The 25,891-nt window shown below is 59.3% G+C and carries 19 protein-coding genes; 8 read left to right on the top strand and 11 right to left on the bottom strand.

The window, feature by feature from the left end:
• Positions 1-6: 6 nt before the first annotated feature.
• The 7 genes from pilQ (at position 7) to hemE (ending at position 13,026) form a co-directional block, all read left to right on the top strand.
• Positions 7-2,094 (top strand): type IV pilus secretin PilQ, encoded by a 2,088-nt coding sequence (pilQ, locus tag ACQR3R_RS24260; RefSeq protein WP_428276162.1) that lies wholly within the window; start codon positions 7-9, stop codon positions 2,092-2,094.
• 4 nt (positions 2,095-2,098) lie between these two features.
• Entirely contained in the window at positions 2,099-2,617 is a 519-nt protein-coding gene (gene aroK, locus ACQR3R_RS24255) for a shikimate kinase AroK (RefSeq protein ID WP_428276160.1), read from the top strand.
• Between the two features lie 151 nt (positions 2,618-2,768).
• Entirely contained in the window at positions 2,769-3,869 is a 1,101-nt protein-coding gene (gene aroB, locus ACQR3R_RS24250; RefSeq protein ID WP_428276158.1) for a 3-dehydroquinate synthase, read from the top strand.
• Positions 3,870-3,879: 10 nt separating this feature from the next.
• Positions 3,880-5,460, top strand: a complete 1,581-nt coding sequence (locus tag ACQR3R_RS24245; RefSeq protein ID WP_428276156.1) for an AAA family ATPase — start codon at positions 3,880-3,882, stop codon at positions 5,458-5,460.
• Between the two features lie 350 nt (positions 5,461-5,810).
• Positions 5,811-10,256 carry a glutamate synthase large subunit gene (gene gltB / locus ACQR3R_RS24240; protein WP_428276154.1) on the top strand — a complete coding sequence of 1,482 codons (4,446 nt, stop codon included), beginning with the start codon at positions 5,811-5,813 and terminating at the stop codon, positions 10,254-10,256.
• Positions 10,257-10,288: 32 nt separating this feature from the next.
• Positions 10,289-11,707, top strand: a complete 1,419-nt coding sequence (locus ACQR3R_RS24235) for an FAD-dependent oxidoreductase (RefSeq protein WP_428276152.1) — start codon at positions 10,289-10,291, stop codon at positions 11,705-11,707.
• A gap of 251 nt (positions 11,708-11,958) precedes the next feature.
• Positions 11,959-13,026 (top strand): uroporphyrinogen decarboxylase, encoded by a 1,068-nt coding sequence (gene hemE / locus ACQR3R_RS24230; protein WP_428276150.1) that lies wholly within the window; start codon positions 11,959-11,961, stop codon positions 13,024-13,026.
• A 142-nt stretch (positions 13,027-13,168) separates the two neighbouring features.
• Here hemE and ACQR3R_RS24225 read toward each other — a convergent pair whose 3' ends face one another.
• A complete protein-coding gene (locus ACQR3R_RS24225; protein ID WP_428276148.1) occupies positions 13,169-14,443 on the bottom strand; it encodes an MFS transporter in 1,275 nt (424 codons plus the stop codon).
• Between the two features lie 120 nt (positions 14,444-14,563).
• Between ACQR3R_RS24225 and ACQR3R_RS24220 the strand changes: the two genes are divergently transcribed.
• Positions 14,564-15,466 carry a LysR substrate-binding domain-containing protein gene (locus ACQR3R_RS24220; RefSeq protein ID WP_428276146.1) on the top strand — a complete coding sequence of 301 codons (903 nt, stop codon included), beginning with the start codon at positions 14,564-14,566 and terminating at the stop codon, positions 15,464-15,466.
• A 148-nt stretch (positions 15,467-15,614) separates the two neighbouring features.
• Here the strand turns inward: ACQR3R_RS24220 and ACQR3R_RS24215 are convergent, their stop codons facing one another.
• The 10 genes from ACQR3R_RS24215 to ACQR3R_RS24170 are packed head-to-tail and all read right to left on the bottom strand — an operon-like array spanning position 15,615 to position 25,854.
• Complete coding sequence (locus ACQR3R_RS24215; protein WP_428276144.1) at positions 15,615-16,841, bottom strand: beta-ketoacyl-ACP synthase; 1,227 nt, start codon at positions 16,839-16,841, stop codon at positions 15,615-15,617.
• Positions 16,841-17,569: a 3-oxoacyl-ACP reductase FabG gene (gene fabG, locus ACQR3R_RS24210; protein WP_428276142.1), complete on the bottom strand. Its 729-nt coding sequence runs from the start codon at positions 17,567-17,569 to the stop codon at positions 16,841-16,843. Before fabG ends, ACQR3R_RS24215 begins: the two co-directional genes overlap by 1 nt.
• Positions 17,566-18,027 carry an ApeP family dehydratase gene (locus tag ACQR3R_RS24205; protein WP_428276140.1) on the bottom strand — a complete coding sequence of 154 codons (462 nt, stop codon included), beginning with the start codon at positions 18,025-18,027 and terminating at the stop codon, positions 17,566-17,568. Before ACQR3R_RS24205 ends, fabG begins: the two co-directional genes overlap by 4 nt.
• The gene (locus ACQR3R_RS24200; RefSeq protein ID WP_428276138.1) at positions 18,024-19,220 is read right to left on the bottom strand and encodes a beta-ketoacyl-ACP synthase; all 1,197 of its coding nucleotides are present in this window, start codon (positions 19,218-19,220) and stop codon (positions 18,024-18,026) included. Before ACQR3R_RS24200 ends, ACQR3R_RS24205 begins: the two co-directional genes overlap by 4 nt.
• On the bottom strand, positions 19,217-19,822 hold the full coding sequence (locus ACQR3R_RS24195) for a hypothetical protein (protein ID WP_428276136.1): 606 nt from the start codon (positions 19,820-19,822) through the stop codon (positions 19,217-19,219). Before ACQR3R_RS24195 ends, ACQR3R_RS24200 begins: the two co-directional genes overlap by 4 nt.
• On the bottom strand, positions 19,822-20,547 hold the full coding sequence (locus ACQR3R_RS24190; protein ID WP_428276134.1) for a methyltransferase domain-containing protein: 726 nt from the start codon (positions 20,545-20,547) through the stop codon (positions 19,822-19,824). The genes ACQR3R_RS24195 and ACQR3R_RS24190 overlap by 1 nt, the downstream gene beginning before the upstream one ends.
• On the bottom strand, positions 20,544-21,791 hold the full coding sequence (locus ACQR3R_RS24185) for a tryptophan 7-halogenase (protein WP_428276132.1): 1,248 nt from the start codon (positions 21,789-21,791) through the stop codon (positions 20,544-20,546). The genes ACQR3R_RS24190 and ACQR3R_RS24185 overlap by 4 nt, the downstream gene beginning before the upstream one ends.
• Complete coding sequence (locus ACQR3R_RS24180; protein ID WP_428276130.1) at positions 21,778-22,938, bottom strand: hypothetical protein; 1,161 nt, start codon at positions 22,936-22,938, stop codon at positions 21,778-21,780. The genes ACQR3R_RS24185 and ACQR3R_RS24180 overlap by 14 nt, the downstream gene beginning before the upstream one ends.
• A complete protein-coding gene (locus tag ACQR3R_RS24175; RefSeq protein ID WP_428276128.1) occupies positions 22,935-25,277 on the bottom strand; it encodes an MMPL family transporter in 2,343 nt (780 codons plus the stop codon). The genes ACQR3R_RS24180 and ACQR3R_RS24175 overlap by 4 nt, the downstream gene beginning before the upstream one ends.
• The gene (locus ACQR3R_RS24170; protein WP_428276126.1) at positions 25,261-25,854 is read right to left on the bottom strand and encodes a LolA-related protein; all 594 of its coding nucleotides are present in this window, start codon (positions 25,852-25,854) and stop codon (positions 25,261-25,263) included. Before ACQR3R_RS24170 ends, ACQR3R_RS24175 begins: the two co-directional genes overlap by 17 nt.
• Between the last annotated feature and the right edge of the window lie 37 nt (positions 25,855-25,891).

Genomic DNA, 25,891 nt, shown 5'->3' with positions numbered 1-25,891 from the left:
CGAATAATGAACAGGATTTTCTCAACCCTCGGTATTTCGCTATGGATAGCGTTGCTTTCGCCGATGGTGCAAGCGGCCAACCTTAAAACGCTGGATGTGGCAGCGCTCCCGGGTGACCGCGTAGAGTTGAAGTTATCGTTCGATGGTCCGCCGCCGGTGCCTCATGGGTACACAACGGAACAGCCGGCGCGTATTGCGCTGGATCTGCCCGGCGTTGCCAACCAATTGACAGTCAAAACGCGCGATCTAGGCGGTGGGAATGCACGCAGTGCGACCGTGGTTGAGGCCAACGATCGTACTCGACTGATCATCAACCTGACCCAGTTGACGCCTTACAATGCGCGTGTCGAAGGTAACAATCTGATAGTGGTCGTCGGGCAAGGAGCAACCAAAACTGCTGCCAGGCCAGCCGCCGCGCCACCGCGTGCCGCTACTGCAACGGCTGCTCCGGCTAAAACCTATGCGCCTTCAAGCAAGGCCATTCGGGGCGTGGATTTTCAGCGGGGCACTCAGGGTGAGGGCAATGTGGTGATTGATCTGTCGGATCCGTCCATCGCGCCAGACATTCAGGAGCGCGACGGCAAGATCATCCTCGGTTTTGCCCGAACGCAATTACCAGAACCCCTGCGTGTGCGTCTGGACGTCAAGGACTTCGCCACCCCGGTGCAATTTGTGAATGCCAGCGCCACCGGTGACCGCGCCACCATCAGCATTGAGCCCAGCGGCGCTTTTGATTATTCGACGTATCAAACCGACAACAAGCTCACCGTCAGTATCCGGGCGATGACGGTCGACGATTTGCAAAAGCGTAATGCCGAACGATTTGCCTATACCGGCGAAAAGCTTTCGCTGAACTTCCAGGACATTGATGTGCGTTCGGTGCTGCAACTGATCGCCGATTTCACCAACCTCAATCTGGTCGCCAGCGACACGGTGCAAGGTGGCATTACCTTGCGGCTGCAAAACGTACCGTGGGATCAGGCGCTGGACCTCGTGCTGAAGACCAAAGGCCTCGATAAACGCAAGATCGGCAATGTGTTGCTGGTGGCGCCGGCCGATGAAATTGCTGCGCGTGAGCGCCAGGAACTGGAGTCGCAGAAGCAGATTGCCGAACTCGCGCCGTTGCGGCGTGAACTGCTGCAAGTCAACTATGCGAAAGCTGCCGATATCGCAAAGTTGTTCCAGTCGGTGACCAATGCCGAAGCAAAAGTCGACGAGCGCGGCTCAATCACTGTCGATGAACGTACCAACAACATCATCGCTTATCAGACTCAGGATCGACTGGATGAGCTTCGTCGTATTGTCGCGCAACTGGATATTCCGGTACGCCAAGTGATGATCGAGGCGCGAATCGTCGAGGCCAACGTCGACTACGACAAAAGCCTGGGTGTTCGCTGGGGCGGGTCGCTGCAAAACAGAGGCAACTGGAACGCATCCGGGGTCAGCAACGGCGCCAATGCCTCATCGACCATAGGCACGCCCGGCAGTACCAGCACTAACTCGCCGTTCGTTGACATGGGCACGGCAGCCAATACCTCCGGGCTCGGTATCGCGTTCATTACGGATAATGTGCTGTTGGATCTGGAACTGACCGCGATGGAGAAAACCGGCAACGGTGAAATCGTTTCACAGCCCAAGGTGGTCACGTCCGACAAGGAAACCGCAAAAATCCTCAAGGGCACCGAAATTCCTTATCAGGAAGCAAGCTCCAGTGGCGCGACCTCGGTGTCGTTCAAGGAGGCCTCGCTGTCGCTGGAGGTCACGCCGCAAATTACGCCAGATAACCGCATCATCATGGAAGTAAAGGTCACCAAGGATGAACCGGACTACCTGAATAAAGTGCAGGACGTACCGCCCATCAAGAAAAACGAAGTCAATGCGAAGGTATTGGTCAACGATGGCGAGACCATCGTGATTGGCGGCGTTTTCTCAAATACTCAGAGCAAGGTTGTAGATAAGGTGCCATTTCTCGGTGATGTGCCGTATCTTGGCCGCCTTTTCCGGCGTGACGTGGTTTCGGAGAAAAAATCCGAGCTGCTGGTATTTCTCACTCCGCGTATCATGAACAATCAGGCGATTGCTGTGAGTCATTGATTCTGTGCGAAATTTGATTCTTGTTGGACCGATGGGGGCTGGAAAAAGCACCATCGGCCGGTTGCTGGCCAAAGAGCTGCGCCTGCCATTCAAAGATTCCGATAAGGAAATTGAATTGCGCACGGGCGCCAATATCCCGTGGATTTTCGATAAGGAAGGCGAGCCGGGCTTTCGTGACCGTGAGGAGGCGATGATCGCCGAACTCTGCGGGCTCGATGGCGTGGTGCTGGCGACGGGCGGCGGTGCAGTCATGCGCGAAGCCAATCGTCGGGCCTTGCATGCCGGTGGTCGGGTGGTCTACTTGCACGCGTCCGTCGAGCAGCAGGTCGGTCGCACCGCTCGCGATCGCAATCGACCGCTGTTACGAACTGCTGACCCGGCGAAGACCCTTCGGGATCTGCTGGCGATTCGTGATCCGCTTTATCGGGAAATTGCCGATCTGGTGGTTGAAACCGATGAGCGACCGCCGCGGATGGTGGTTCTCGACATCCTCGAGCGCTTGCAGCAGCTACCTCCCCGTTAAAGCATGGCGCGAAATGCGCTATCCTCGGCGTCCTGTCACAACCGCTCACGGCTGTGGCAGTTGGCTACCAAGCGGCGTCACATCAGCAGAAGCCATGGATACTCGATAATTCAAGGCAGGACGCCGGATTCCATCTTCAATGTGGGGACACATGCAGACACTCAAGGTCGAACTAGGCGAGCGCAGCTACCCGATTCATATTGGCGAAGGTTTGTTGGATCAGCCCGAGTTGCTGGCCCCGCATATCCGCGGACGGCAAGTGGCGATTATCTCGAACGAGACGGTTGCGCCGCTGTATCTCGAGCGTTTGACCCGAAGTCTGGCGCAGTTTTCGGTGGTGTCCGTGATACTGCCGGACGGTGAATCCTTCAAGACCTGGGAAACCCTGCAACTTATTTTCGACGGTCTGTTGACCGCGCGGCACGACCGCCGCACCACTGTGATAGCGCTCGGTGGCGGGGTCATTGGCGACATGGCCGGGTTTGCGGCTGCTTGCTACCAGCGCGGTGTCGATTTCATCCAGATTCCCACTACGCTGCTGTCGCAAGTCGATTCGTCTGTCGGCGGCAAAACCGGTATCAATCATCCGTTGGGCAAAAACATGGTCGGCGCTTTCTATCAGCCGAACGTGGTGCTTATCGATACTGCTTCTCTGAATACGCTACCCGCTCGCGAGTTGTCTGCCGGGCTTGCTGAAGTCATCAAGTACGGGTTGATCTGCGATGAGCCATTCCTGACCTGGCTCGAAGAAAACGTCGATCGCCTGCGTGCGCTGGATCAACCGGCGCTGACTTACGCCATTGAGCGCTCTTGCGCGGCCAAGGCTGCGGTGGTGGGCGCTGATGAGCGAGAAACCGGCGTGCGCGCGACACTGAATTTGGGTCATACCTTCGGCCACGCTATCGAAACCCATATGGGCTATGGTGTTTGGTTACACGGTGAAGCCGTGGCTGCTGGCACTGTAATGGCGTTGGAAATGTCTGCTCGTCTGGGCTGGATCAGTGAGCAAGAGCGCGATCGTGGTATCCGTTTGTTCCAGCGTGCCGGGCTGCCGGTTATTCCGCCTGAAGAGATGACTGAAGCCGATTTTCTGGAACACATGGCAATTGACAAGAAAGTGATCGACGGTCGTTTGCGCCTGGTGCTGCTGCGCCAGATAGGCGAAGCAGTGGTGACCGACGATTATCCGAAAGAGGTTCTACAGGCCACGCTGGGAGCGGATTACCGCGCCCTGGCTCAGCTTAAAGGTTAATAAGATCCCCATGACTAGTTTGCATGCCGACGAGGCTTTCCTCGGCCATTACCAGTTGAGCCATGACCCTTTTGCTCCACGGGTGCCTGGTTTCAAATTCTTCCCGGCCCAGCGCAAACCGGTGCTGGGGCAATTGCATCATCTGGCGCGTTATAGCCAATTGCTGCTAGTGGTCACCGGCCCTCAGGGCAGCGGCAAGACCCTTTTGCGCCAGGCCCTGGTTGCCAGCACCAACAAACAGTCCGTGCAAAGCGTGGTGGTGTCCGCCCGTGGCGCTGGCGATGCGGCCGGTATTTTGCGTCAAGTGGCTCAGGCGCTGAATGTCGCCCAGGCCGAAATCGGTGCAATCCTGGCCCAAGTGGTTCAGTTGGCGCTGACCGGGCAGGAAGTCTATCTGCTGGTCGATGACGCCGAGCAGCTTGACGAGTCGGCGCTGGAAGCCCTGCTTGCTTTGGCTGCCGGGGCGCCGGAAGGTCGGCCTCACGTCTTCCTGTTCGGCGAGTCGTCGCTGATTGCTCAACTGGATCAGTTGAGTCTTGAAGAAGAGCGCTTCCATGTCATCGAGCTTGCGCCTTATACCGAGGAAGAAACTCGCGAATATCTCGACCAGCGGCTTGAAGGCGCAGGTCGGGGTATCGAACTTTTCACCGCCGATCAGATCTCTGATATTCACGAAAGCTCCGATGGCTGGCCTGGCAACATTAATCAGGTCGCCCGCGATGCAATGATCGAAGCCATGATTGCCAGCCGCTCAGCGGTCAAGCGTCCAAGTATGGGGTTCAACATGCCGAAGAAACACGTATTGGCGATTTCTGCCGTAGTCGTGGTCGCGGTAGCCGCCGCCTGGTTGATGCCGGGTCGCAGCAAAGCACCAACCACCGGCGCTCCTGCCAATGAGCAGGCGCAACTGCCGCTCGGCCAGGGCACGCCGAAACCTAACAGCGGCGGAGCACCTTCCGTCGAATTCGCCGGCAACTCGCAGCCGATGCCGTTGCCGCTGGTCGGTAATTCGCAACCGGTCATGCGCGGTCCTCTGGCCGAAGCGGCGGGTGGCATTACTGAAGGTGACGATGGCGTACCGGTCGAAGGTTCCAGCGCTACGCCGCCGACCGTCACCACCACTGCGCCACCTGCTGGAATCCAGCCGGGTCCTGCGCCAACACCGGCCGCCAAACCTGCGCCGACTCAGATTGCCAGCGCCAAGCCAGCACCTGTTGCGAAGCCGACGCCGGCGCCTGCCAAACCTGCTGCAGTGGCCACCGCCAAACCTGTCGAGAAACCAACCGCCGTGGCTAAGGCCGCTGGCGGTACCTGGTACGCAGGACAGGCTCCGGGCAACTACGTGGTGCAGATCCTCGGTACCAGCTCCGAAACGGCCGCGCAAAACTTTGTTAAAGAGCAGGGCGGCGAGTACCGCTATTTCAAGAAAGTGCTCAACGGCAAGCCTCTCTACGTCATCACCTACGGTAATTTCGCCAACCGCGATGCTGCCGTAACTGCCATCAAGGCCTTGCCAGCGAAGGTTCAGGCTGGTAAACCTTGGCCTCGCACTGTCGCCAGCGTCCAACAGGAACTGGCAACAACTCGCTGAAGATTCGGCGGCCTTACCCAGGCCGCCTCTCCCGGCAACTCAAAATTTCTGCAAGCGCATGCCGTCTCTACAGACCGCGTGCCTTGTGGTGTCTGCGTTACAGTAGTGTTTGAGTCGTTGCGGTCAACATTAAAAATGTTTTGACTAGCACAGCATATCGCTTTAAACCTTTCACAAATGCGACATAGATTTACGACAGTTCGTCGTCAAATTTGTGAGCCCCTGTGTCGGTGTGTACAATGACCTCCCTTTTGCCCCCGCAAAGCTGACGCACGTTCGGCGCGGATGGTAAGTGGTTGAATTGAAAAGAAATTTGCCTCTATAAGAGGCAGCCTGGTGAGAAAGTGTCTATGAAAGCAGGTCTGTACCAACCAGATGAATTCAAGGATAACTGTGGTTTCGGCCTGATAGCCCATATGCAGGGCGAACCCAGTCATACCCTTTTGCAAACGGCCATCGAGGCCCTGACCTGCATGACCCACCGCGGTGGGATCAACGCCGACGGCAAGACCGGTGACGGTTGCGGTCTGCTGATTCAAAAGCCGGATGTGTTCCTGCGTGCCATCGCCCAGGAAACCTTCGGTGTCGAACTGCCCAAGCAATATGCGGTGGGCATGGTCTTCTTCAACCAGGACCCGGTGAAAGCTCAAGCCGCTCGCGAAAACATGAATCGCGAGATTTTGGCGGCCGGACTGCAACTGATCGGCTGGCGCAAAGTGCCCATCGACACCAGCGTGCTCGGTCGTCTGGCGCTCGAGCGCTTGCCGCAGATTGAACAGGTGTATATCGGTGGTGAAGGCCTGAGCGATCAGGACATGGCGATCAAGCTGTTCAGCTCCCGTCGTCGTTCGTCCGTGGCTAACGCCGCCGATGCCGACCATTACGTCTGCAGCTTTTCGCACAAGACCATCATTTATAAAGGCCTGATGATGCCGGCGGATTTGACCGCCTTCTATCCAGACCTAAGCGATCAGCGCCTGCAAACGTCGATTTGCGTGTTCCACCAGCGCTTCTCCACCAACACCCTGCCGAAATGGCCGCTGGCTCAACCGTTCCGCTTCCTGGCGCACAACGGCGAGATCAACACCATCACCGGCAACCGCAACTGGGCGGTGGCCCGGCGCACCAAGTTCACCAACGATTTGATGGACCTGGAAGAACTCGGCCCGTTGGTCAACCGCGTCGGTTCCGACTCCTCCAGCATGGACAACATGCTTGAGCTGATGGTCACCGGTGGCATCGACCTGTTCCGTGGCGTGCGGATGATCATTCCGCCTGCGTGGCAGAACGTCGAGACCATGGACCCGGACCTGCGGGCGTTCTACGAATACAACTCGATGCACATGGAACCGTGGGACGGCCCGGCCGGCGTGGTAATGACCGATGGTCGTTACGCCGTGTGCCTGCTCGACCGTAACGGCCTGCGTCCGGCACGTTGGGTCACGACCAAAAATGGTTTCATCACCTTGGCGTCGGAAATCGGTGTCTGGAACTACCAGCCTGAAGACGTGATCGCCAAGGGCCGCGTTGGCCCGGGCCAGATCTTTGCCGTGGACACCGAAACCGGCCAGATCCTCGACACCGACGCTATCGACAACCGCTTGAAGTCTCGTCATCCGTATAAGCAATGGCTGCGCAAGAATGCTCTGCGTATTCAGGCGACCATGGAAGACAACGACCACGGTTCGGCTTTCTATGATGTCGACCAACTGAAGCAGTACATGAAGATGTACCAGGTCACGTTCGAAGAGCGTGATCAGGTGCTGCGCCCGCTCGGGGAGCAAGGCTACGAAGCCGTCGGCTCGATGGGCGACGATACGCCGATGGCCGTGCTGTCCCAGCGCGTGCGCACGCCGTACGATTATTTCCGTCAGCAGTTCGCGCAGGTCACCAACCCGCCGATCGACCCGCTGCGTGAAGCCATCGTCATGTCGCTGGAGATTTGCCTCGGTGCCGAGCGCAACATCTTCCAGGAGTCGCCGGAACACGCCTCACGCGTGATCCTCAGCTCGCCGGTTATTTCCCCGGCCAAGTGGCGCTCGCTGATGAACCTTGATCGTCCGGGCTTCGAACGTCAGATCATCGACCTCAACTACGACGAAAGCGTGGGCCTGGAAGCGGCCATTCGCAACGTCGCTGATCAGGCTGAAGAAGCTGTGCGTGCCGGTCGTACCCAGGTTGTGCTGACTGACCGTCATATTGCTCCGGGCAAATTGCCGATTCACGCGTCGCTGGCGACTGGCGCGGTGCACCATCGCCTGACCGAAAAAGGCCTGCGTTGCGACTCCAACATCCTGGTGGAAACTGCGACCGCACGCGACCCGCACCACTTTGCGGTGTTGATCGGTTTCGGCGCCTCGGCGGTTTATCCGTTCCTGGCCTACGAAGTGTTGGGTGACCTGATCCGTACCGGTGAAGTCCTGGGCGACCTCTATGAGGTATTCAAGAACTACCGCAAAGGCATCACCAAAGGCTTGCTGAAGATTCTGTCGAAGATGGGCATCTCGACCATTACTTCGTACCGTGGTGCGCAGTTGTTCGAGGCCATCGGCCTGTCCGAAGCAGTCTGCGAGCTGAGCTTCCGTGGCGTGCCAAGCCGCATCAAGGGTGCGCGCTTTGTCGACATCGAAGCCGAGCAAAAAGCCCTGGCCGCCGAAGCCTGGAGCCCGCGTAAACCTATCCAGCAAGGTGGCCTGCTGAAGTTCGTGCACGGTGGCGAATATCACGCTTACAACCCGGATGTGGTCAACACGTTGCAGGCTGCCGTGCAGCAAGGCGACTACAGCAAGTTCAAGGAATACACGGCGCTGGTGGACAACCGTCCGGTGTCGATGATCCGTGACCTGTTCAAAGTCAAAACCCTGGACACGCCGCTGGATATCAGCGAGATCGAACCACTGGAATCGGTACTCAAGCGCTTTGACTCCGCCGGCATCTCGTTGGGCGCATTGTCGCCGGAGGCTCACGAAGCATTGGCCGAAGCCATGAACTGCCTCGGCGCGCGTTCAAACTCCGGTGAGGGCGGCGAAGACCCGGCCCGCTACGGCACCATCAAGAGCTCGAAAATCAAACAAGTGGCGACGGGTCGTTTCGGTGTCACCCCGGAATACCTGGTCAACGCTGAAGTGCTGCAGATCAAGGTCGCCCAAGGCGCGAAGCCCGGTGAAGGTGGTCAGTTGCCAGGTGGCAAGGTCAACGGTCTGATCGCCAAACTGCGTTATGCGGTGCCGGGCGTGACGCTGATTTCGCCGCCCCCGCACCACGACATCTATTCGATTGAAGACTTGTCGCAGCTGATTTTCGACCTGAAGCAAGTCAACCCGAAAGCGCTGGTCTCGGTGAAACTGGTTGCCGAAGCGGGCGTCGGCACCATCGCCGCCGGTGTGGCCAAGGCCTATGCGGACTTGATCACCATCTCCGGTTACGACGGCGGCACGGGCGCATCGCCACTGACCTCGATCAAGTACGCGGGCGCTCCGTGGGAGCTCGGCCTGGCCGAAACCCACCAGACACTGCGTGGCAACGACCTGCGTGGCAAAGTCCGGGTGCAGACCGACGGCGGCCTGAAAACCGGCCTCGACGTGATCAAGGCTGCCATTCTCGGCGCCGAAAGCTTCGGCTTCGGCACCGCGCCAATGATTGCCCTGGGCTGCAAATACCTGCGTATCTGTCACCTGAACAACTGCGCCACCGGCGTTGCGACGCAGAACGAGAAGCTGCGCAAAGATCACTACATCGGCACCGTCGACATGGTGGTGAATTTCTTCACCTACGTCGCCGAAGAAACCCGTGAGTGGCTGGCCAAATTAGGCGTGCGCTCGCTTGAGGAGCTGATCGGTCGTACCGATCTGCTGGAAGTCCTCGAAGGCCAGACCGCCAAGCAGCAGCATCTTGACCTGACGCCGTTGCTGGGCAGCGACCACATCCCGGCAGACAAGCCGCAGTTCTGCCAGGTTGAGCGCAATCCGCCGTTCGACAAAGGCTTGCTGGCCGAGAAAATGGTCGGCATGGCCACTTCCGCTATCAACGACATGAGCGGCGCCGATTTTGAACTGGATATCTGCAACTGCGACCGTTCGATCGGTGCACGGATTTCCGGGGAGATCGCTCGCAAGCACGGCAACCAAGGCATGGCCAAAGCGCCGATCACCTTCCGTTTCAAAGGAACGGCCGGTCAGAGCTTCGGTGTGTGGAACGCTGGCGGCTTGAACATGTACCTGGAAGGTGACGCCAACGACTACGTCGGTAAAGGCATGACGGGTGGCAAACTGGTCATCGTGCCGCCGAAAGGCAGCGCCTACAAAACCCAGGACAGTGCCATCATCGGCAACACCTGCCTTTACGGCGCCACAGGCGGCAAGTTGTTCGCCGCTGGCACCGCAGGCGAGCGTTTTGCGGTGCGAAACTCCGGTGCTCACACCGTGGTTGAAGGCACTGGCGATCACTGCTGCGAATACATGACCGGTGGTTTCGTCTGCGTATTGGGCAAGACCGGCTACAACTTCGGTTCGGGCATGACGGGCGGTTTCGCCTACGTGCTGGACCAGGACAACACCTTCGTCGACAAGGTGAACCACGAATTGGTGGAGATCCAGCGGATCAGCGGCGAAGCAATGGAATCCTATCGCAACCACTTGCAGCATGTGCTGGACGAATATGTCGAGGAAACCAACAGCGAATGGGGTCGTAACCTCGCTGAAAACCTCGATGACTACCTGCGTCGTTTCTGGTTGGTCAAGCCCAAGGCTGCCAACTTGAAATCGTTGCTTTCCAGCATCCGTGCCAATCCGCAGTGATATGCGCCTGAAGAGTTTGATGAGGTTTTAACATGGCTGAACGTCTGAATAACGACTTCCAGTTCATCGATGTCGGGCGCAAAGATCCGAAGAAGAAACTGTTGCGTCAACGCAAGAAAGAGTTCGTGGAAATCTACGAACCCTTCAAACCCCAGCATTCGGCCGATCAGGCCCACCGCTGCCTGGGGTGCGGTAACCCGTATTGCGAATGGAAGTGCCCGGTGCACAACTTCATTCCAAACTGGCTGAAACTGGTGGCCGAGGGCAACATCCTTCAAGCCGCCGAACTGTCGCACCAGACCAATACCCTGCCGGAAGTCTGCGGCCGGGTGTGTCCTCAGGATCGTCTGTGCGAGGGCGCGTGCACGCTCAACGACGGCTTTGGTGCCGTCACTATCGGCTCGGTCGAGAAGTACATCACCGACACGGCGTTCGCCATGGGCTGGCGTCCGGACATGTCCAAGGTCAAGCCGACCGGCAAGCGTGTGGCGATCATCGGCGCCGGTCCTGCGGGACTGGGCTGCGCCGACGTGTTGGTGCGTGGCGGCGTAGCCCCGGTGGTGTTCGACAAGAACCCGGAAATCGGCGGTCTGCTGACCTTCGGTATTCCGGAGTTCAAGCTGGAAAAGACCGTGCTGAGCAATCGTCGCGAAGTCTTTACCGGCATGGGCATCGAGTTCCGTCTGAACACTGAAGTGGGCAAGGACGTGACCATCGAGCAATTGCTCGAAGAATACGATGCCGTGTTCATGGGCATGGGCACTTACACCTACATGAAGGGCGGCTTTGCCGGTGAAGACCTGCCGGGCGTGCATGACGCGCTGGACTTCCTGATCGCCAACGTCAACCGCAACCTGGGCTTTGAAAAGTCGCCGGCAGATTTCGTCGACATGAAAGGTAAGCGGGTAGTGGTGTTGGGCGGTGGCGACACGGCGATGGACTGCAACCGTACGTCGATTCGCCAAGGCGCCAAATCGGTGACCTGCGCATATCGTCGCGATGAAGCGAACATGCCGGGCTCGCGTAAAGAGGTGAAGAACGCCAAGGAAGAAGGCGTGAAATTCCTCTACAACCGTCAGCCAATTGCCATCGTCGGCGAAGACAGGGTCGAAGGCGTGAAAGTGGTCGAGACCCGTCTCGGCGAGCCGGATGCCCGTGGCCGTCGCAGCCCTGAGCCGATTCCGGGTTCCGAAGAGATCATCCCGGCAGATGCCGTGGTTATCGCTTTCGGTTTCCGTCCAAGCCCGGCGTCGTGGTTCGAGCAGTTCGAAATCCAGACCGACAGCCAGGGCCGTGTGGTGGCCCCGGAACAAGGTCAGTACAAGCATCAGACCAGCAACCCGAAAATCTTCGCCGGTGGCGATATGGTTCGCGGTTCTGACCTGGTGGTGACGGCTATCTTCGAAGGCCGCAACGCCGCCGAAGGGATCCTCGATTACCTGGGCGTGTAACCCGCGCTCTCGAGCTGAAATGCAGTAACCCTGTGGGAGCTGGCCTGCCAGCGATAGCGTCATCTCGGTCTGACTGACATACCGAGGTGCCTGCATCGCTGGCGGGCCAGCTCCCACAGTTGTTTCTCGGTGTTGCGAATACCGGGTTTTCAGCCTGATAAATTGACCCGATAGACAAAAGGCTGACCTGCAACCGTGCCTTTTGCGTCGCGCTCTGAGAAAATGCCCGCACTTTTTTTGCGGATGCCGACATGACTGCCCTGAAGAACGACCGTTTCCTTCGTGCCCTGCTCAAGCAACCTGTGGATGTCACCCCTGTCTGGATGATGCGTCAGGCGGGCCGCTACTTGCCTGAATACCGCGCCAGCCGTGCCAAGGCCGGTGACTTCATGAGCCTGTGCATGAATCCGGAGTTCGCTTGCGAAGTCACGATGCAGCCGCTTGACCGCTACCCGCAACTGGATGCGGCGATCCTCTTTTCCGACATTCTCACCATCCCGGACGCCATGGGCCAAGGCCTGTACTTCGAAACCGGTGAAGGCCCGCGCTTCAAAAAAGTCGTCAGCACGATGGCCGACATCGAAGCACTGCCGATTCCTGACCCGCACAAAGACCTGGGTTACGTGATGGACGCGGTCAGCACTATTCGCCGCGAACTGAATGGTCGTGTGCCGCTGATCGGCTTCTCTGGCAGCCCATGGACGCTGGCCACCTACATGGTCGAAGGCGGCTCGTCGAAAGACTACCGCAAGACCAAAACCATGCTCTACGACAACCCGCAAGCCTTGCACCTGTTGCTGGACAAGTTGGCTCAGTCCGTCACCAGCTACCTCAACGGCCAGATCATGGCCGGTGCCCAAGCCGTGCAGATCTTCGATAGCTGGGGCGGCAACCTCTCGGCGGCGGCGTACCAGGAGTTCTCCCTGGCCTACATGCGCAAGATCGTCAGCGGCCTGATCCGCGAGCACGAAGGCCGCAAAGTGCCTGTCATCCTGTTTACCAAGGGTGGCGGGCTATGGCTGGAAAGCATTGCCGATGCCGGCGCTGACGCGTTGGGCCTGGACTGGACCTGCGACATTGGCAACGCCCGTGCCCGCGTTGGCGACAAAGTTGCGTTGCAGGGCAACATGGACCCCACCGTGCTGTACGCAAAACCTGAAGCCATTCGCACCGAAGTGGGCCGTATCCTGGCCAGCTATGGCAAAGGCAGCGGTCACGTGTTCAACCTGGGCCATGGCATCACCCCGGAAGTCAATCCGGAACATGCCGGTGCGTTCCTGCGCGCGGTGCACGAGTTGTCGGCGCAGTATCACGAGTGATCGTCGCGGGTTAACGACAAACCTGCGTTTTAGTGGGAGCGAGCCTGCTCGCGATGAGGCCATAACATTCAACATGTGTGTTGTCTGTTACGCCGCCATCGCGAGCAGGCTCGCTCCCACAATTATTTGTGGTTGACCGAATTCAGGCTTTCAGATTTTCCAGTGGTGGCAGCTTCGCGAGCTTCAACGCCACCAGCAGCGCCACCAGCAACAACCCGCCGATAAACAGACCAATCCCGTTCCAGCCGCCGATGTGCCAAAACACCCCGCCCGCAGTCCCCGCAATGCTCGAGCCGGCGTAATAGCTGAACAGATAAAGCGAGGAAGCCTGGCCCTTGGCCTTGATCGCCCGGCGCCCGATCCAGCTACTCGCCACCGAATGCGCACCGAAGAAGCCGAAGGTGAAGATCAGCATGCCGATAATCACGATGGGCAGCGGCGTGAACAGGGTCAGCGCAAGGCCGGCGATCATCAGCACAATGGTGGCCCAGAGCACTTTGCGACGCCCCAGCTTGTCGGCCAGTGAGCCGATTTTTGCCGAACTGTAGATGCCCGACAGGTACACCACCGACAGTAGCCCGACAAACACTTGGTCCAGGTGATACGGCTCGGCCAACAGGCGATAGCCGATGTAGTTGAACAACGTGACGAACGCGCCCATCAGCACGAACGCTTCCAGGAACAGCAGCGGCAGGCCAGCGTCACGAAAGTGCATGGTGAAGCCGTCGAGCAGGCTACGCGGGTTGATGGCGCGGGACCGGAAGTTGCGCGATTCGGGGAGAATTTTCCAGAATACTGTCGCTGCAATCATCGCCAAACCACCGATGACCAGCATCGCTGTGTGCCAACTGACGAAGTCGATCAGCATGCCGGTGATCAGGCGTCCGCTCATCCCCCCAATCGCGTTGCCGCCGATGTACAAACCCATCGCCAAGCCGATGTGTTGCGGGTGGATCTCTTCGCTCAAATAAGTCATTGCGACCGCGGCCAGTCCACTCAACGACAACCCGATCAAGGCGCGCATCACCAACACGCCCTGCCAGCTCGGCATCATTGCGCTGGCCATGGTGCACAGCGCCGCAGCGAACAACGCCGCAACCATCACCGGCTTACGTCCGACGCGATCGGAGATCGGGCCGGTGATCAACAAACCAAGGGCGAGCATCCCGGTTGCCACGGACAGGATCAGGCTGCTTTGCGCTGCATTGATGGAATATTCGTGGGACAACATCGGCATCATCGGTTGCACGCAATACAGCAACGCAAATGTTGCGAAGCCGCCGGAGAACAACGCCAGCACCGTACGCAGGAACATCGGCGTGCCTTTTTCGATGTAGATTTCTTGCAGCTCGCTGACAACATCGTCCAGCGCGGCGGGTGGAACTTCATGGGCGTAGGGCGCAACAGCAGTTTTCACTTCAAACCTCGGGTGACGTGCAGCCGGTCAGGCAATGAAAAAAGCATATAGCTGCCTAATGATTCAATCCAATATATTGTTCGACCTGTTTGATAGGTTTTACGACTCAATGGGGTTTTCATGGAATTGCGTCACCTGCGCTACTTCATCGCCGTCGCCGAAGAACTGCACTTCGGCCGCGCCGCTCAGGCGCTGGGCATCTCGCAACCGCCGCTGAGCCAGCAAATTCAGGCGCTGGAGCAAGAGGTCGGGGCGCGATTGTTCGAGCGTACCAATCGTCGGGTCGAGCTCAGCGAAGCCGGTCGACTGTTTCTGCAAGAGGCGCGATTGGCCTTGGCACAAGTCGACAAAGCGGCTGATGTGGCGCGTCGAGCCCAGTTGGGCGAGTTAGGTGAACTGAAAATCGGCTTCACTTCGTCGGCACCGTTTAACTCGACCATCCCCCAGGCGATTTTTTCGTTCCGCCAGCGCTTTCCGGCCGTGCACCTGAACCTGCGGGAAATGAGCAGCACCCAAGTCGCCGATGCGTTGGTGGACGAGTCGATTGAGGTCGGCATCATGCGTCCTCTTGGGTTACCCGACTCGCTCAGCGTGGTGGAACTGATGCGAGAGCCACTGGTGGCGGTGCTCAGCTCCAAGCATCCGCTGGTGAGTGGCAGCGAGGGAGGCCTGTTTCTGTCATCCCTGGCGCTCGAGCCCTTCGTCTTTTTCCCGCGCAGTTATGGCAGTGGCCTGTACGCCCAATTGCTCAGCCTGGCGCGTGATGCGGGATTCAGCCCGCACTTCGCCCAAGAAGCGGGCGAGGCCATGACCATTATCGGCCTGGTCGCGGCAGGGCTAGGTGTTTCGGTGCTGCCGGCGTCTTACCAGCGGATGCGCATCGACGGCGTGGTGTATCGGCCATTGCTCGATCCTGCAGCTGTTTCAGCGGTGTGGCTGGTGCAACGCAAAGACCAGAAGTCACCGATGGCGAAGGCGTTTGTCGAGTTGTTGACGAGGAAGGTAGAGCCGCTGAAGTCATAACAACTTCGCAGCCAATCGCGAGCAGGCTCGCTCCCACAGGGAATGCGGTCAATTGTGGGCGCGAGCCTGCTCGCGAAGGCGTCCGCAAAACACTGAAAGTTGGCCTCCTGCGCTGAGCGTGGGGGCGACCTTTTGATCTTGATTTTTCTTACTGCCAGCGCCGAAAGATCAGCGACGTATTCACCCCGCCAAACGCAAAATTGTTGTTCATCACGTACTGGTTGCTCATCTGCCGGAACTCGCCGCGCAAGTAATCGAGTTTGCCGCAGTGCGGGTCGACCTCGTCGAGGTTGAAGGTGTGCACGTACAGGTCGCGGTTCAGCATTTCGATGCTGAACCAGGATTCCAGTGCGCCGCAGGCCCCGAGGGTGTGACCGAGGAAGCTTTTCTGCGAGCTGATGGGCATGTGTTCGCCAAACAGTGCACTGGTGGCCAGCGTTTCGGCGATGTCGCCCTGTTCGGTTGCCGTGCCGTGACCGTTGACGTAACCAATATCCGAAGGCTGCAAACCGGCATCTTCCAGCGCCAGCTCCATGGCCCGGCGCATGGTGGTTTGCTCGGGACGGGTGGTGTGCTGGCCGTCGGCATTGCTGCCAAAGCCTACGAGTTCGGCGTGAATGTGTGCGCCGCGCGCCAAGGCGTGTTCCAGCTCCTCAAGCACGAGCATGCCGCCACCTTCGCCAATCACCAGGCCATCGCGACCTTTGTCATAAGGACGCGGGCTGGTTTGCGGCGCGTCGTTTTTCAGGCTGGTGGCGTAGAGCGCGTCGAATACCATGGCTTCGGTGGGACACAATTCTTCGGCGCCGCCGGCGAGCATCAGTGGCAGACGCCCGAACTTGATGGACTCGTAGGCGTAGCCGATGCCCTGGCTGCCGCTGGTGCAGGCACTGGACGTGGGAATGAGCCGGCCCGTAAGGCCGAAGAAGATACTGATATTCGCCGCCGTGGTGTGCGGCATCATCCGCACGTAAGAGTTGGCGTTCAGGCCTTCGGCGACCGAGTTCAGCAGCATGTTGCCAAAGGCTTTGATTTCGTCGGTGCTGCCTGTCGATGAGCCGCAGGCAACGCCCATGCGTCCGTCCTTGATGGACTCGTCACCCAGCAGCCCGGCGTCGGCCAATGCCTGTTCTGCGGCGCCAACGGCCAAGCGAGACACCCGGCCCATGCTGCGCAATTGCTTGCGCGTCCAGTGGCTCGGCACTTTGAAATCATCAATTGGCCCGGCCAGGCGCGTGTTGAGTTCGGTAAAACGATCCCATTCGTCCATGCGGCGGATGCCGCTGCGGTTGGCTGCGAAGTTGCTGGCAATGGTGTCCCAGTCGCTGCCAAGCGACGTGATGCCGGCCATGCCGGTGACGACGACGCGTTTCATCAGCACAGGCCTCCGTTCACGGCCAGAACCTGGCGGGTGATGTAGGACGCTTCCGCGGACATCAGGAAATTCACCGCGCCAGCCACCTCTTCCGGGGTGCCCATGCGTTGTGCGGGAATCATTTTCATCAGTTCTTCCACCGGCACGTTTTCATCGAGCATGGCTGTGTCGATCAGGCCGGGTGCGACACAGTTAACCGTGATTTTGCGCTTGCCCAGTTCGATCGCCAATGCCTTTGCGGCACCGATCAAACCAGCCTTGGAGGCGCTGTAATTGACTTGGCCGCGATTGCCGATCAGGCCGGACACCGAGGTAATGCAGACGATTCTACCGGCGGCGCGACGACGAATCATCGGCATCATCACGGGGTGCAGCACGTTGTAGAACCCGTCGAGGTTGGTGCGCATCACCACGTCCCAATCATCCTCGCTAAGCGCCGGAAAAGCACCGTCACGCGTCAGCCCGGCGTTCAGTACGACGCCGTAGTAGGCGCCGTGAGCTTCAACGTCTGCCTCCAGTATGGTTTTGCAGCTGGCGCGGTCGGACACGTCGAATTGCAGCACGCGGGCGTTACGGCCCAACGCCTCGATTTCAGCCTGCACCGCGATGACTTCCGCCAGGCCGCTGCGGCAATGCAGCACAATGTCGTGCCCTGCCTGTGCCAGGCGTAACGCAATAGCACGGCCGATGCCACGGCTGGAACCGGTGACCAGTACGGATTCAGTCATGACGGGGTTCCTTTGGTTTCATCAAGATATTGAGCAGCCTGCGGTGGGCGGAAAACGTTCAGACGGGCGGTGGCATGAATGCCTGGAGCGTTGATGTGGCATTCGAACACGCCCATGCCGTTATCGTCTTCCAGCGAGCGCAACCCATGAATGGTCAGCTCGGTGCCCACGGGAAAATGCTCGACGTTGCACTCGAATTTGCGCGTGCCGAGCAAGAAGCCGAGTTCTACAGCGTCACCGCGCTGTCGGGCATGGCAACCGGCATAGGCGGCAACGCTTTGCGCCATCAATTCGATACCAACCCAGGCCGGCAAGCTGCCGTCGGGACGGCTGAACAAGCCGCCAGGCTTGACGCTAAGGCGCGTGTAAATCTGTTCGTCATCGAACGACAGGATCTGCTCGATGAGGATCATGTCGCCAGCGTGTGGCAGCAATTCGGCGAGCGGCCAGTCAATCATGGGGCGTCTCCGATAATCAGGCTGACGTTATTGCCACCGAAGGCAAAGGAATTGCTCATCAGGTAGCGAGGTGCAATGGACGTCAGGCGATCGGCCGGGGTCACCCAATTCAGCGCTGGCAGTTGCGGGTCGGGCTGGTCATCCCAGACGTGTGGCGGCAACGCGTTCTCGTGGTTATCCGCACTCAGGCTCAGCCAGCAGAAGGCTGCTTCCAGCGCACCGGCCGCGCCCAGGGTGTGACCGGTCATCGACTTGGTTGAGGAGCACGGCACACCCTGCGGGAATACCGCCGCCACCGCGTGGCTTTCCATGGCGTCATTGTGTTGAGTGGCCGTGCCGTGCAGGTTCAGGTAGCTGATTTGCTGCGGCTGCAAATGTGCGCGGGCCAAGGCTTTTTGCATGGCTTGCCGCGCACCTCGACCGGTGGGTTCCGGTGCCGAAATATGGTGCGCGTCAGAGCTGGCACCACAGCCCAGCAGGGCAATTGATTGCGCGTCGTCGGGGCGCTTACTCATCAGGAACAGCACCGCTGCTTCGCCGATGTTAATGCCGTTGCGATTGATCGAGAACGGATTGCAGCGCTCTTCGGAGACCGCTTCAAGCGCCGAAAAACCATTCAGTGTCAGTTTGCACAAACTGTCGACCCCACCGCACAGCACGGCATCGCACAGGCCCAGGTTCAACAGGCGCTGGGCACTCATCAACGCGCGGGCGCTGGAGGTACAGGCCGTCGAAATCACATAGGCCGGGCCGCTCAATTGCAGCCAGTCAGCCAGGAAGTTCGCCGGTGCGCCGAGTTCCTGTTGCTGATAGTCGTAGTCAGCCGGGAATTCATGTTCTCGGATGTAATGGGCCAAACCGCGGCTGGCTTCGTCAATTCCCGACGTGCTGGTGCCCAGAACGATGCCGATGCGTGCGGGGCCATAGGCTTGGATGGCCCGTGTGATGTCTTCGCGAATTTGCAGCGCGGCGTCCAGCAGCAACTGATTGTTGCGGCTGCTGTGCTCGCTCAAATCGGTCGGGATCGGCGGCAGTTCACCGTCCACGGGGGCTATCGGTAATGAGCGATCGGCCACCCAGCCAGCCTCGGCGCGGATGCCGGAACAATCGCCGGCGAACAGATTGTGCGCGACCTGTTTTTTGTCACGGCCCAGGGCGCAAACCAACCCGAGCGCATTCAGGTAAGCGGTCATGGCGCATCTCCGCTCAGCGGCGTCACTAAATATTCGGGGCCTTGGGGCAACTTCAAGTCAAAACTCATCGGGTTTGAATAGTGAACACTCCAATGGGGCGCCAGATCTCGCTGCGCACCTTGTTGCCGCGCCTGGGGATAGTTGGCGGCCAATTCTGCTTCGGGCGTCAACGCAAACAACAGCGCCGCAAACAGTTCGCGGGCTTCGGGGTTGGGTGGCAACAGACCATCGGCTTGCCACTTGCCATTGATCAGTTTCTGCCGCGCCTGGGGAATCCCCAGCAAGTCCATCATCGACCAGCGGATGCCTTGGTCTTCACGCTGGATGACCAGCACCCAATCCAGACGTTGATCGGCTTGCAGGCGCTGGATGTGCAGTTGCAGCGGCAACGGCAGGTCGGGGTTTTGCGCCGGCAACGGCGGCTGACTGGCGCACGCGTTTAGCAGCAGCACAGCACCCAGCAGCAGAAAGCGCATCAGCGCAGAAAACCTTGTGGCAGCGGGGTTGCTCGCGAAGGCGTGCTCACATGCACCCATGAGGTTTGCAGGAGTACCGCTTTCGCGAGCAAGCCTGCGCCCACAGGTCAGTGTTGAGTTCGACATCACTGCGCACCTTCAAGTGGTTTACGCGCGACCACGTTGACCAGGGTTTCTTCACGTTGCCCAAAAGGCTTTGGCTTGCGTAGACCAAGGCGTTCGAGCAGGCCGAAATCCTTGGCACGGCTCCACCACAGGTAGGGATAGGAGACGTTTTGCGGGCCGAATTCGAAGCCTTGCCGGCGCAGCATTTCCAGGTACCCCGCGGCACTTTTTTGCACGTGCATTGGATGGCGGAACAGCCAGCGAATGACCCACGTATCAATGTAGGCCTCGGTGGATTCGGCGAACAGCAGATAACCACCCGGTTTGAGCACACGATAGAACTCGGCGAGCGCCAGGTCCTGTTCCACCAAGTGGTGAAAGGTCTGGTGACAGAACAGCAGGTCGACACTGGCATCCGGCACCGCAAGCGTCGCGCAATCGCTGCCGATCAACTCGACGAGCATGCCCTGACGCGCCGCTTCCTCGCCACTGAGGTCCAGGCTGTGAGGGTCAGCATCGACGCCGATCAACCGCTGCGGCGTGAAGGTCTGACGCAAATGCTGAAAGGATTTGCCCTGACCGCAACCCGCGTCCAAAAGCACCGGATTGCTCGGTAATGGCTCGCTGAACAGGCTGCGCAGATCGTTGATCGCGACGCGCAAAACATGGTGCTGCCAAGTGTGGCTGCGCAGGAACCAGAAGCCGAAGCGTGTTTCTTCGACGTAGTTGTCGCTTAAGTAACTCATGTCGCATCCCTTGCACAGAGTTCCGACAGCATGCGCAATCGGCGTTTGGGTTCGGCAACGAACGGGTTGCGCTCGTCCCAGGCATAACCGGCGAGAATGGCGCTGATCATGCGGCGAATGTCCGGCGAACTTTGCGGGTGGTAAATCACATCCTGGAAGGTCCCGGCGTACCAGCCTTCAACGTAGCAACGGAAGGTGTCGACGCCGCGTTTGAGCGGTACGGCGAATTCGCTTTGCCAGTCGACGGCTTCGCCTTGCAACTGGCGATGCAACACCGCTGCGGCCATGCTCGCCGAACGCATGGCAATGGTCACGCCAGAGGAGAACACCGGGTCGAGAAATTCTGCGGCATTGCCCAGCAACGCATAGCCCGGGCCATGCAGGGTTTTGACGTTGGCCGAATAGCCGCCGATGGTGCGGGCAGGCGTATCCCACACCGCGTTGCTCAGTACGCCGGACAGGCTTGGCGTTTGCGCAATGAAGTCGCGCAGGCAGTCGTCCAGGTTCTTCTCGCGGCCCTCGAAATGTTCGGCGGCGGCGACGACGCCTACCGAACAACGACCGTTGCTGAACGGGATGGTCCAGAACCAGATATCGCGTTGGGTCGGGTGCGTGGTCACCAGGATTTTGGTGCGGTCGAAGCCTGGGTGTTGAATGCGGTCTTCAACGTGCGTGAACACTGCTTGGCGTACCGGGAAATTCGACGGTGCCTCCAGGTCCAGCAAGCGCGGCAGCACACGGCCGTAGCCGCTGGCGTCGAGCATGAAATCTGCTTCGACACGGTATTCACTGCCGTCCTCGCGTTGCACGCCGAGCAGCGGTTTCTGGCGGTCGACATCCACGCTGACAATGGCTTCGCCGTAGCGAACCTCCACGCCTTGCAAGGCCGCTTGATCGGCCAGCAGTTTGTCGAAATCAGCGCGCTGCACCTGGAACGTGGTCGGCTTGCCGTTGCTGAACGTGTCGCCAAAATCGAAGGCGCTGTATTGCTCGCCCCAGGCAAATGCCGCACCGGTTTTCAGCTGGAATCCTGCGGCGTTCACCGCGTCGAGCATGCCGGCCTCTTCGACGAAATCCAGGCAGTGCGAAAGCAAGCTTTCACCGATGGAGAACCGTGGGAAATGCTGGCGCTCGATCATTAACACGTCATGCCCTTTGCGCCGCAGGAGCGCGGCGGCGATAGCCCCTGAGGGGCCAGCGCCAATCACCACAACCTGGCGACGTTCCGTTTCAACTATTGGCATGAGGCCTCCTTGCCGGGACGGGAGTGTGGGCGGGCGTTCGGTGCATGCCGGCCAATGCCGGCAGCAATGTTGCGATCAACCCCATCAACATCAGCGCGAAGTACAGCGCAGGGCTGATGAGTTGTTGTTGCAATAGCAGGTTGAGAAAGACGATTTCACTCAAACCACGGATGTTCAGCAGGATGCTCTCGCGCCAGCGACTGGCGCCTTCAAACGATGCACCGGCCCAACCGAGCCCCAGCCAGTTGCCGAGCATTTTGCTGGCAATCGGAAACAGCAGCAGCGCAGCCAGTTGTAGCCAGCCGAGGCTGTTCATCGCGCTGTGAACGTCGATCTGGACGATGCCGAACGTGAGGATCAGCGGTATTGCGACATACGTCTGCAAACGGCTCATCCACAGCGCCGGCAGAGGCAGCACCAACGGCACTTTAATGGCGGCCATGCACAACAGGTAACCGATGCCGAGTATCAGCGCGTTGAGCTTGTAATGCTCGGCAAGCACCAGCAATGCAAAAAAGCAGCCGCTGTGCAGCAGCGGTTGGCGCAGCCCCAGCAAGCGCAACAGCAGTGGCAGGCAAGCGCCGGCCAGCGGCAATAACAGGCTGCCAAGGTGCAGGCTGCCTTGGGCGATGGCGAAAAGTGTCCAGCACGTAAGGTCAATAAGGATCGCGGTTTGCACTAGGCGCCGGGTGGCGGCGGGCGGGTAGTTGATGTGTCGCAGGTACAGATAAAGCACCGGGATCGCCGTGATGGCGAACAGCAAACCGACCGCCAGCGAACTGATCCAGGGTTGCGTCGGCAACAGCCAGATCGCAGTCGACAGCCCGCAGGCGAACGGAATGCAGAAGCTCGGCAGGGCGATTTTCAAGCTCTGGCGGTCGAGTTTGAGGTCGATCACATCACTCAAGATGTGCCCTAACAACAAGGCAAAACCGAGGCTGTAGAGGTTTTTTAGCCATATGGGCGAGATCAGTAGCGCACCGCTCAAGTGCCAGCCTGGCTCGATCCAGAGATACATCAACAACGGCAGGCCGAAGGTTGCCAATAGCAACTGGCTGACAATCGGGATCAAGCCGAAGTGGCGACCGAGGTGGGTCGCCACGGCGAACATCGCCAGGGCCATGACCCAGAACAGTAAAATCATCACGCTGCCGGCTCCGCTGCTACGGCAGGCGCTTGCGTTGGTCGTGCCGCCCACGGCGCCAGTATGAAACTGAACGCCAGGCCCAGGCTGACCGAAAGTCCAAAATTGCTGACCGCCGGTGTACTTGAAACCGCCAACAGTCCGAATGACAGCCAAGTGGTCACCGCCGCCAACAAGGTGCCCAACAGGCTCACTGCAGCGCCGCCGACCTGTTCACGCATGAGGATCGCGTAATCGACGCTGATCGCCGTCACCAGCAGCAGACCGAACAGGCTGAACAATGTCAGCGGTTGTCCCAGCCAGCCAAGACTGGCCAGGCTGCACAGCGCGGCCAACAGCGGCAGGGCGACGATACGCAGCGCCCCGCCGAGACCGAACGGCAGAATCAGCACCAGCACGATCAACACGCAAGAGGCGAGTTTCAACTCAGCCGCGCTGATTTGGGTCGCAGCAAAGACGCCGTTCAATTCGCCGAGACGGTCGACCAGTTTAACGCCCGGCAAATCCAGCGCCTGCACACGCAGCAGCGACGGATTGTTCAGGCCTTGCAGGCTGACCATCGCGGCAACGCCGTCGTCGGTCGGACCCAGCCACAGCGCACGGTAAGGCTCGGCCAGCGGGCCAATCAACGCCGCGTCGATGTCTTGCGTCGGCAATGCCTGCAACTGTGCCAGCTCGGCTTGCAACGCTTCGGCCGGTACGCCGAGGTCCAGCAGCGGCTGCCAGAACTGCGGCAGTTTGTTCAACGCCTCACGCACTTGCCGTTGCTCGCTGGGCGGGCCGACCAGTTGATTGAGCGACAGATAACCCTGCAGCTTATCCATGTTAACCAGTTGATCCAGCCGCTCACTCAAAGCCGTTTGGCGTTCGAGCAATTGCTCTTGGTTGGCGGCTCGCACCAGAAAGAACTGACTGGTGGGCTGAAACCCAGTGATGCGCGCGATGGTTTGGGCTTCGTCAGTCAGTTGCTGAGGCGCGGCGATCCATTGGCGGATATCGTTTTTGCTGTCGAGCCGTAACAGGCCGCCGACACAGAAAGCGATCACCAGTGCGAGCAGCACTGGCGTGCTGATGTGTTTGAGCAGCGCCTCGCGCAATGCCAGCAAGTTTTCAGACAGGCGCAGCGGCCATTGCGCCGGACGCAAATTTACGCCTTTAAGCAGGGCCGGCAGCAGGCACACTGCAGACAAATAGGCGCCGACCAGGCCTGCCGCCGAGAACACTGCTATCTGGGTCAGGGCCGGAAATGGCGTCCACGCCAGTGCCAGGTAGCCGATGCTGCTGGTGATCAGGCTGAGTGTCAGGCCGGGCAAGGTCAGGCGCAGGGCCGGCCAACTGTTCCAGGGCTTTAAGCTCCAGCTCTTGGACAAATAGTGCAGCGGATAATCGACGGCGACACCGATCAGGCTAGAACCCAGCACCAGTGTCATCACGTGCATGTGGCCGAAAAACGCGACGCAAGCCACGGCGCCAAAGAGCATGCCGACGACTACCGGAATAAACGCCAGCAACACACGCAAACGTCGGAAGGCCAGCAACAGCAGCAACAGAATACCGAGCGTGGCGCCGCCACCGACCCACGTCATCTCGCGGGTCGCTTGTTGCTGACCGCTGGCGGCGTATAACAAACCGCTGGCCGCCAGCAATTGCACGCCACCCTGTGCGGCTTCTTCACGGCTGTGTTTGAGTAAAGCCGCCACGTGCAGCGGCAGGTTCATGTCGAATGCATTACCGGTGGTTTTCGCCCGTAGCAGCACCCAACTCTTACCGTCGGCATCGGCGACCAATGCGCCGCTGCCAATGTCCAGTTGCACGTCGCCGTGCTGAGGTTGACTGTTCTGGATGCGTCCCGTCAGGCCTAGCCAGTCGTCCTGGCTGGGCACCAGGCTGAAGCCGGTGAAAGGATCGAACAGCGCTTGTACGCGCTGCTGGATAAAGGCGTCGGGATGTTCAATCAGTTCTTGCCGATCGTCCTCGGACAGCATCGCCAGCCGCCCTCGCAGCAGTTGCGTGCGCAGCGCTGGCAAGTCTGCTTGCAAGTTCCATTGGACGTTCTCGAACAGGCCGCTGGCCTGCCATTGTTCGCCCAGTGTTTGCGCCATGGCCACCGCTTGCGGCCGATTTGCATGCCCGACCAGCAGCAGTATTTCGCGGTTCAGCGGTTCCTGCATGCGTTGTTCTGCGCGCAGTTCCAGCGCGTCCGGGGCTGTACCCGGTACCAGTTCCATCAGATTGGCCGACAGCGGGGCGCCGTCACGCCATTGCCAGCCGGCGAGTGCAAGCACTGCCAGCAGCAGGATCAGAAACAGTTGCGGCAGCCTCCGTTCACTCGGCAAAGTCATGTTGCTCCGCGTCGCTCAACGGTTGTGCGCTGGTGCTGTCCTGCATGCGCAATACGGTGCTGTCACCTTGGGTTTCCAATAGCTCGATGGTTTGCACCAGTTCACTGCCCGTGATGTTTATCTGGTTGAACACTTGTTTTAGCAGCAGCGAGCGCGGCGTCAGTGTCAGCTTCCAGTGTTGGGCGTCACCGCTCAGGGCCAGTTCGAAATCACGCTGCAAGCCACTGCTGTCACCTTGCAATACGGCCAAAAACAACCGGTTCTGCTCGGCGCCGGCGCTCTTGCCGGGCAGCATTTGCCAGCCGCTGGCGTCGCGTCGCGCAATGCCTTTGGCGGTGATGCGGTAATCCTGCTGCAGCGGTGTTTTCAGCAGCCACAGCAGGCCATTATTTTTTGCGAGGACGAAAGTGCCTTTACTGGTCAGCGGTTGGGGCAGGGCGCGCAGGTGTTTTTCCTGGATGAAGTTGCCGTGGATAACATCCGGTCTGGCCAGTTGATCGCTGAGTTGTTGCAGATCGAATGCTTGCGCGAGCGAGGATAAACCGAGCAGTAACAGCGCAGCGAGCCATCTGAACACATGTGGCGAGCAAGCTCGTTCGCCACAAGGAATGGTT

The organism is Gordonia sp. IEGM753, from assembly GCF_050321825.1.
Classification (GTDB): Bacteria; Pseudomonadota; Gammaproteobacteria; order Pseudomonadales; family Pseudomonadaceae; genus Aquipseudomonas.
The sequence above is the reverse complement of the archived record's forward strand: the minus strand, read 5'-3'. Positions and strand labels throughout refer to the sequence as shown.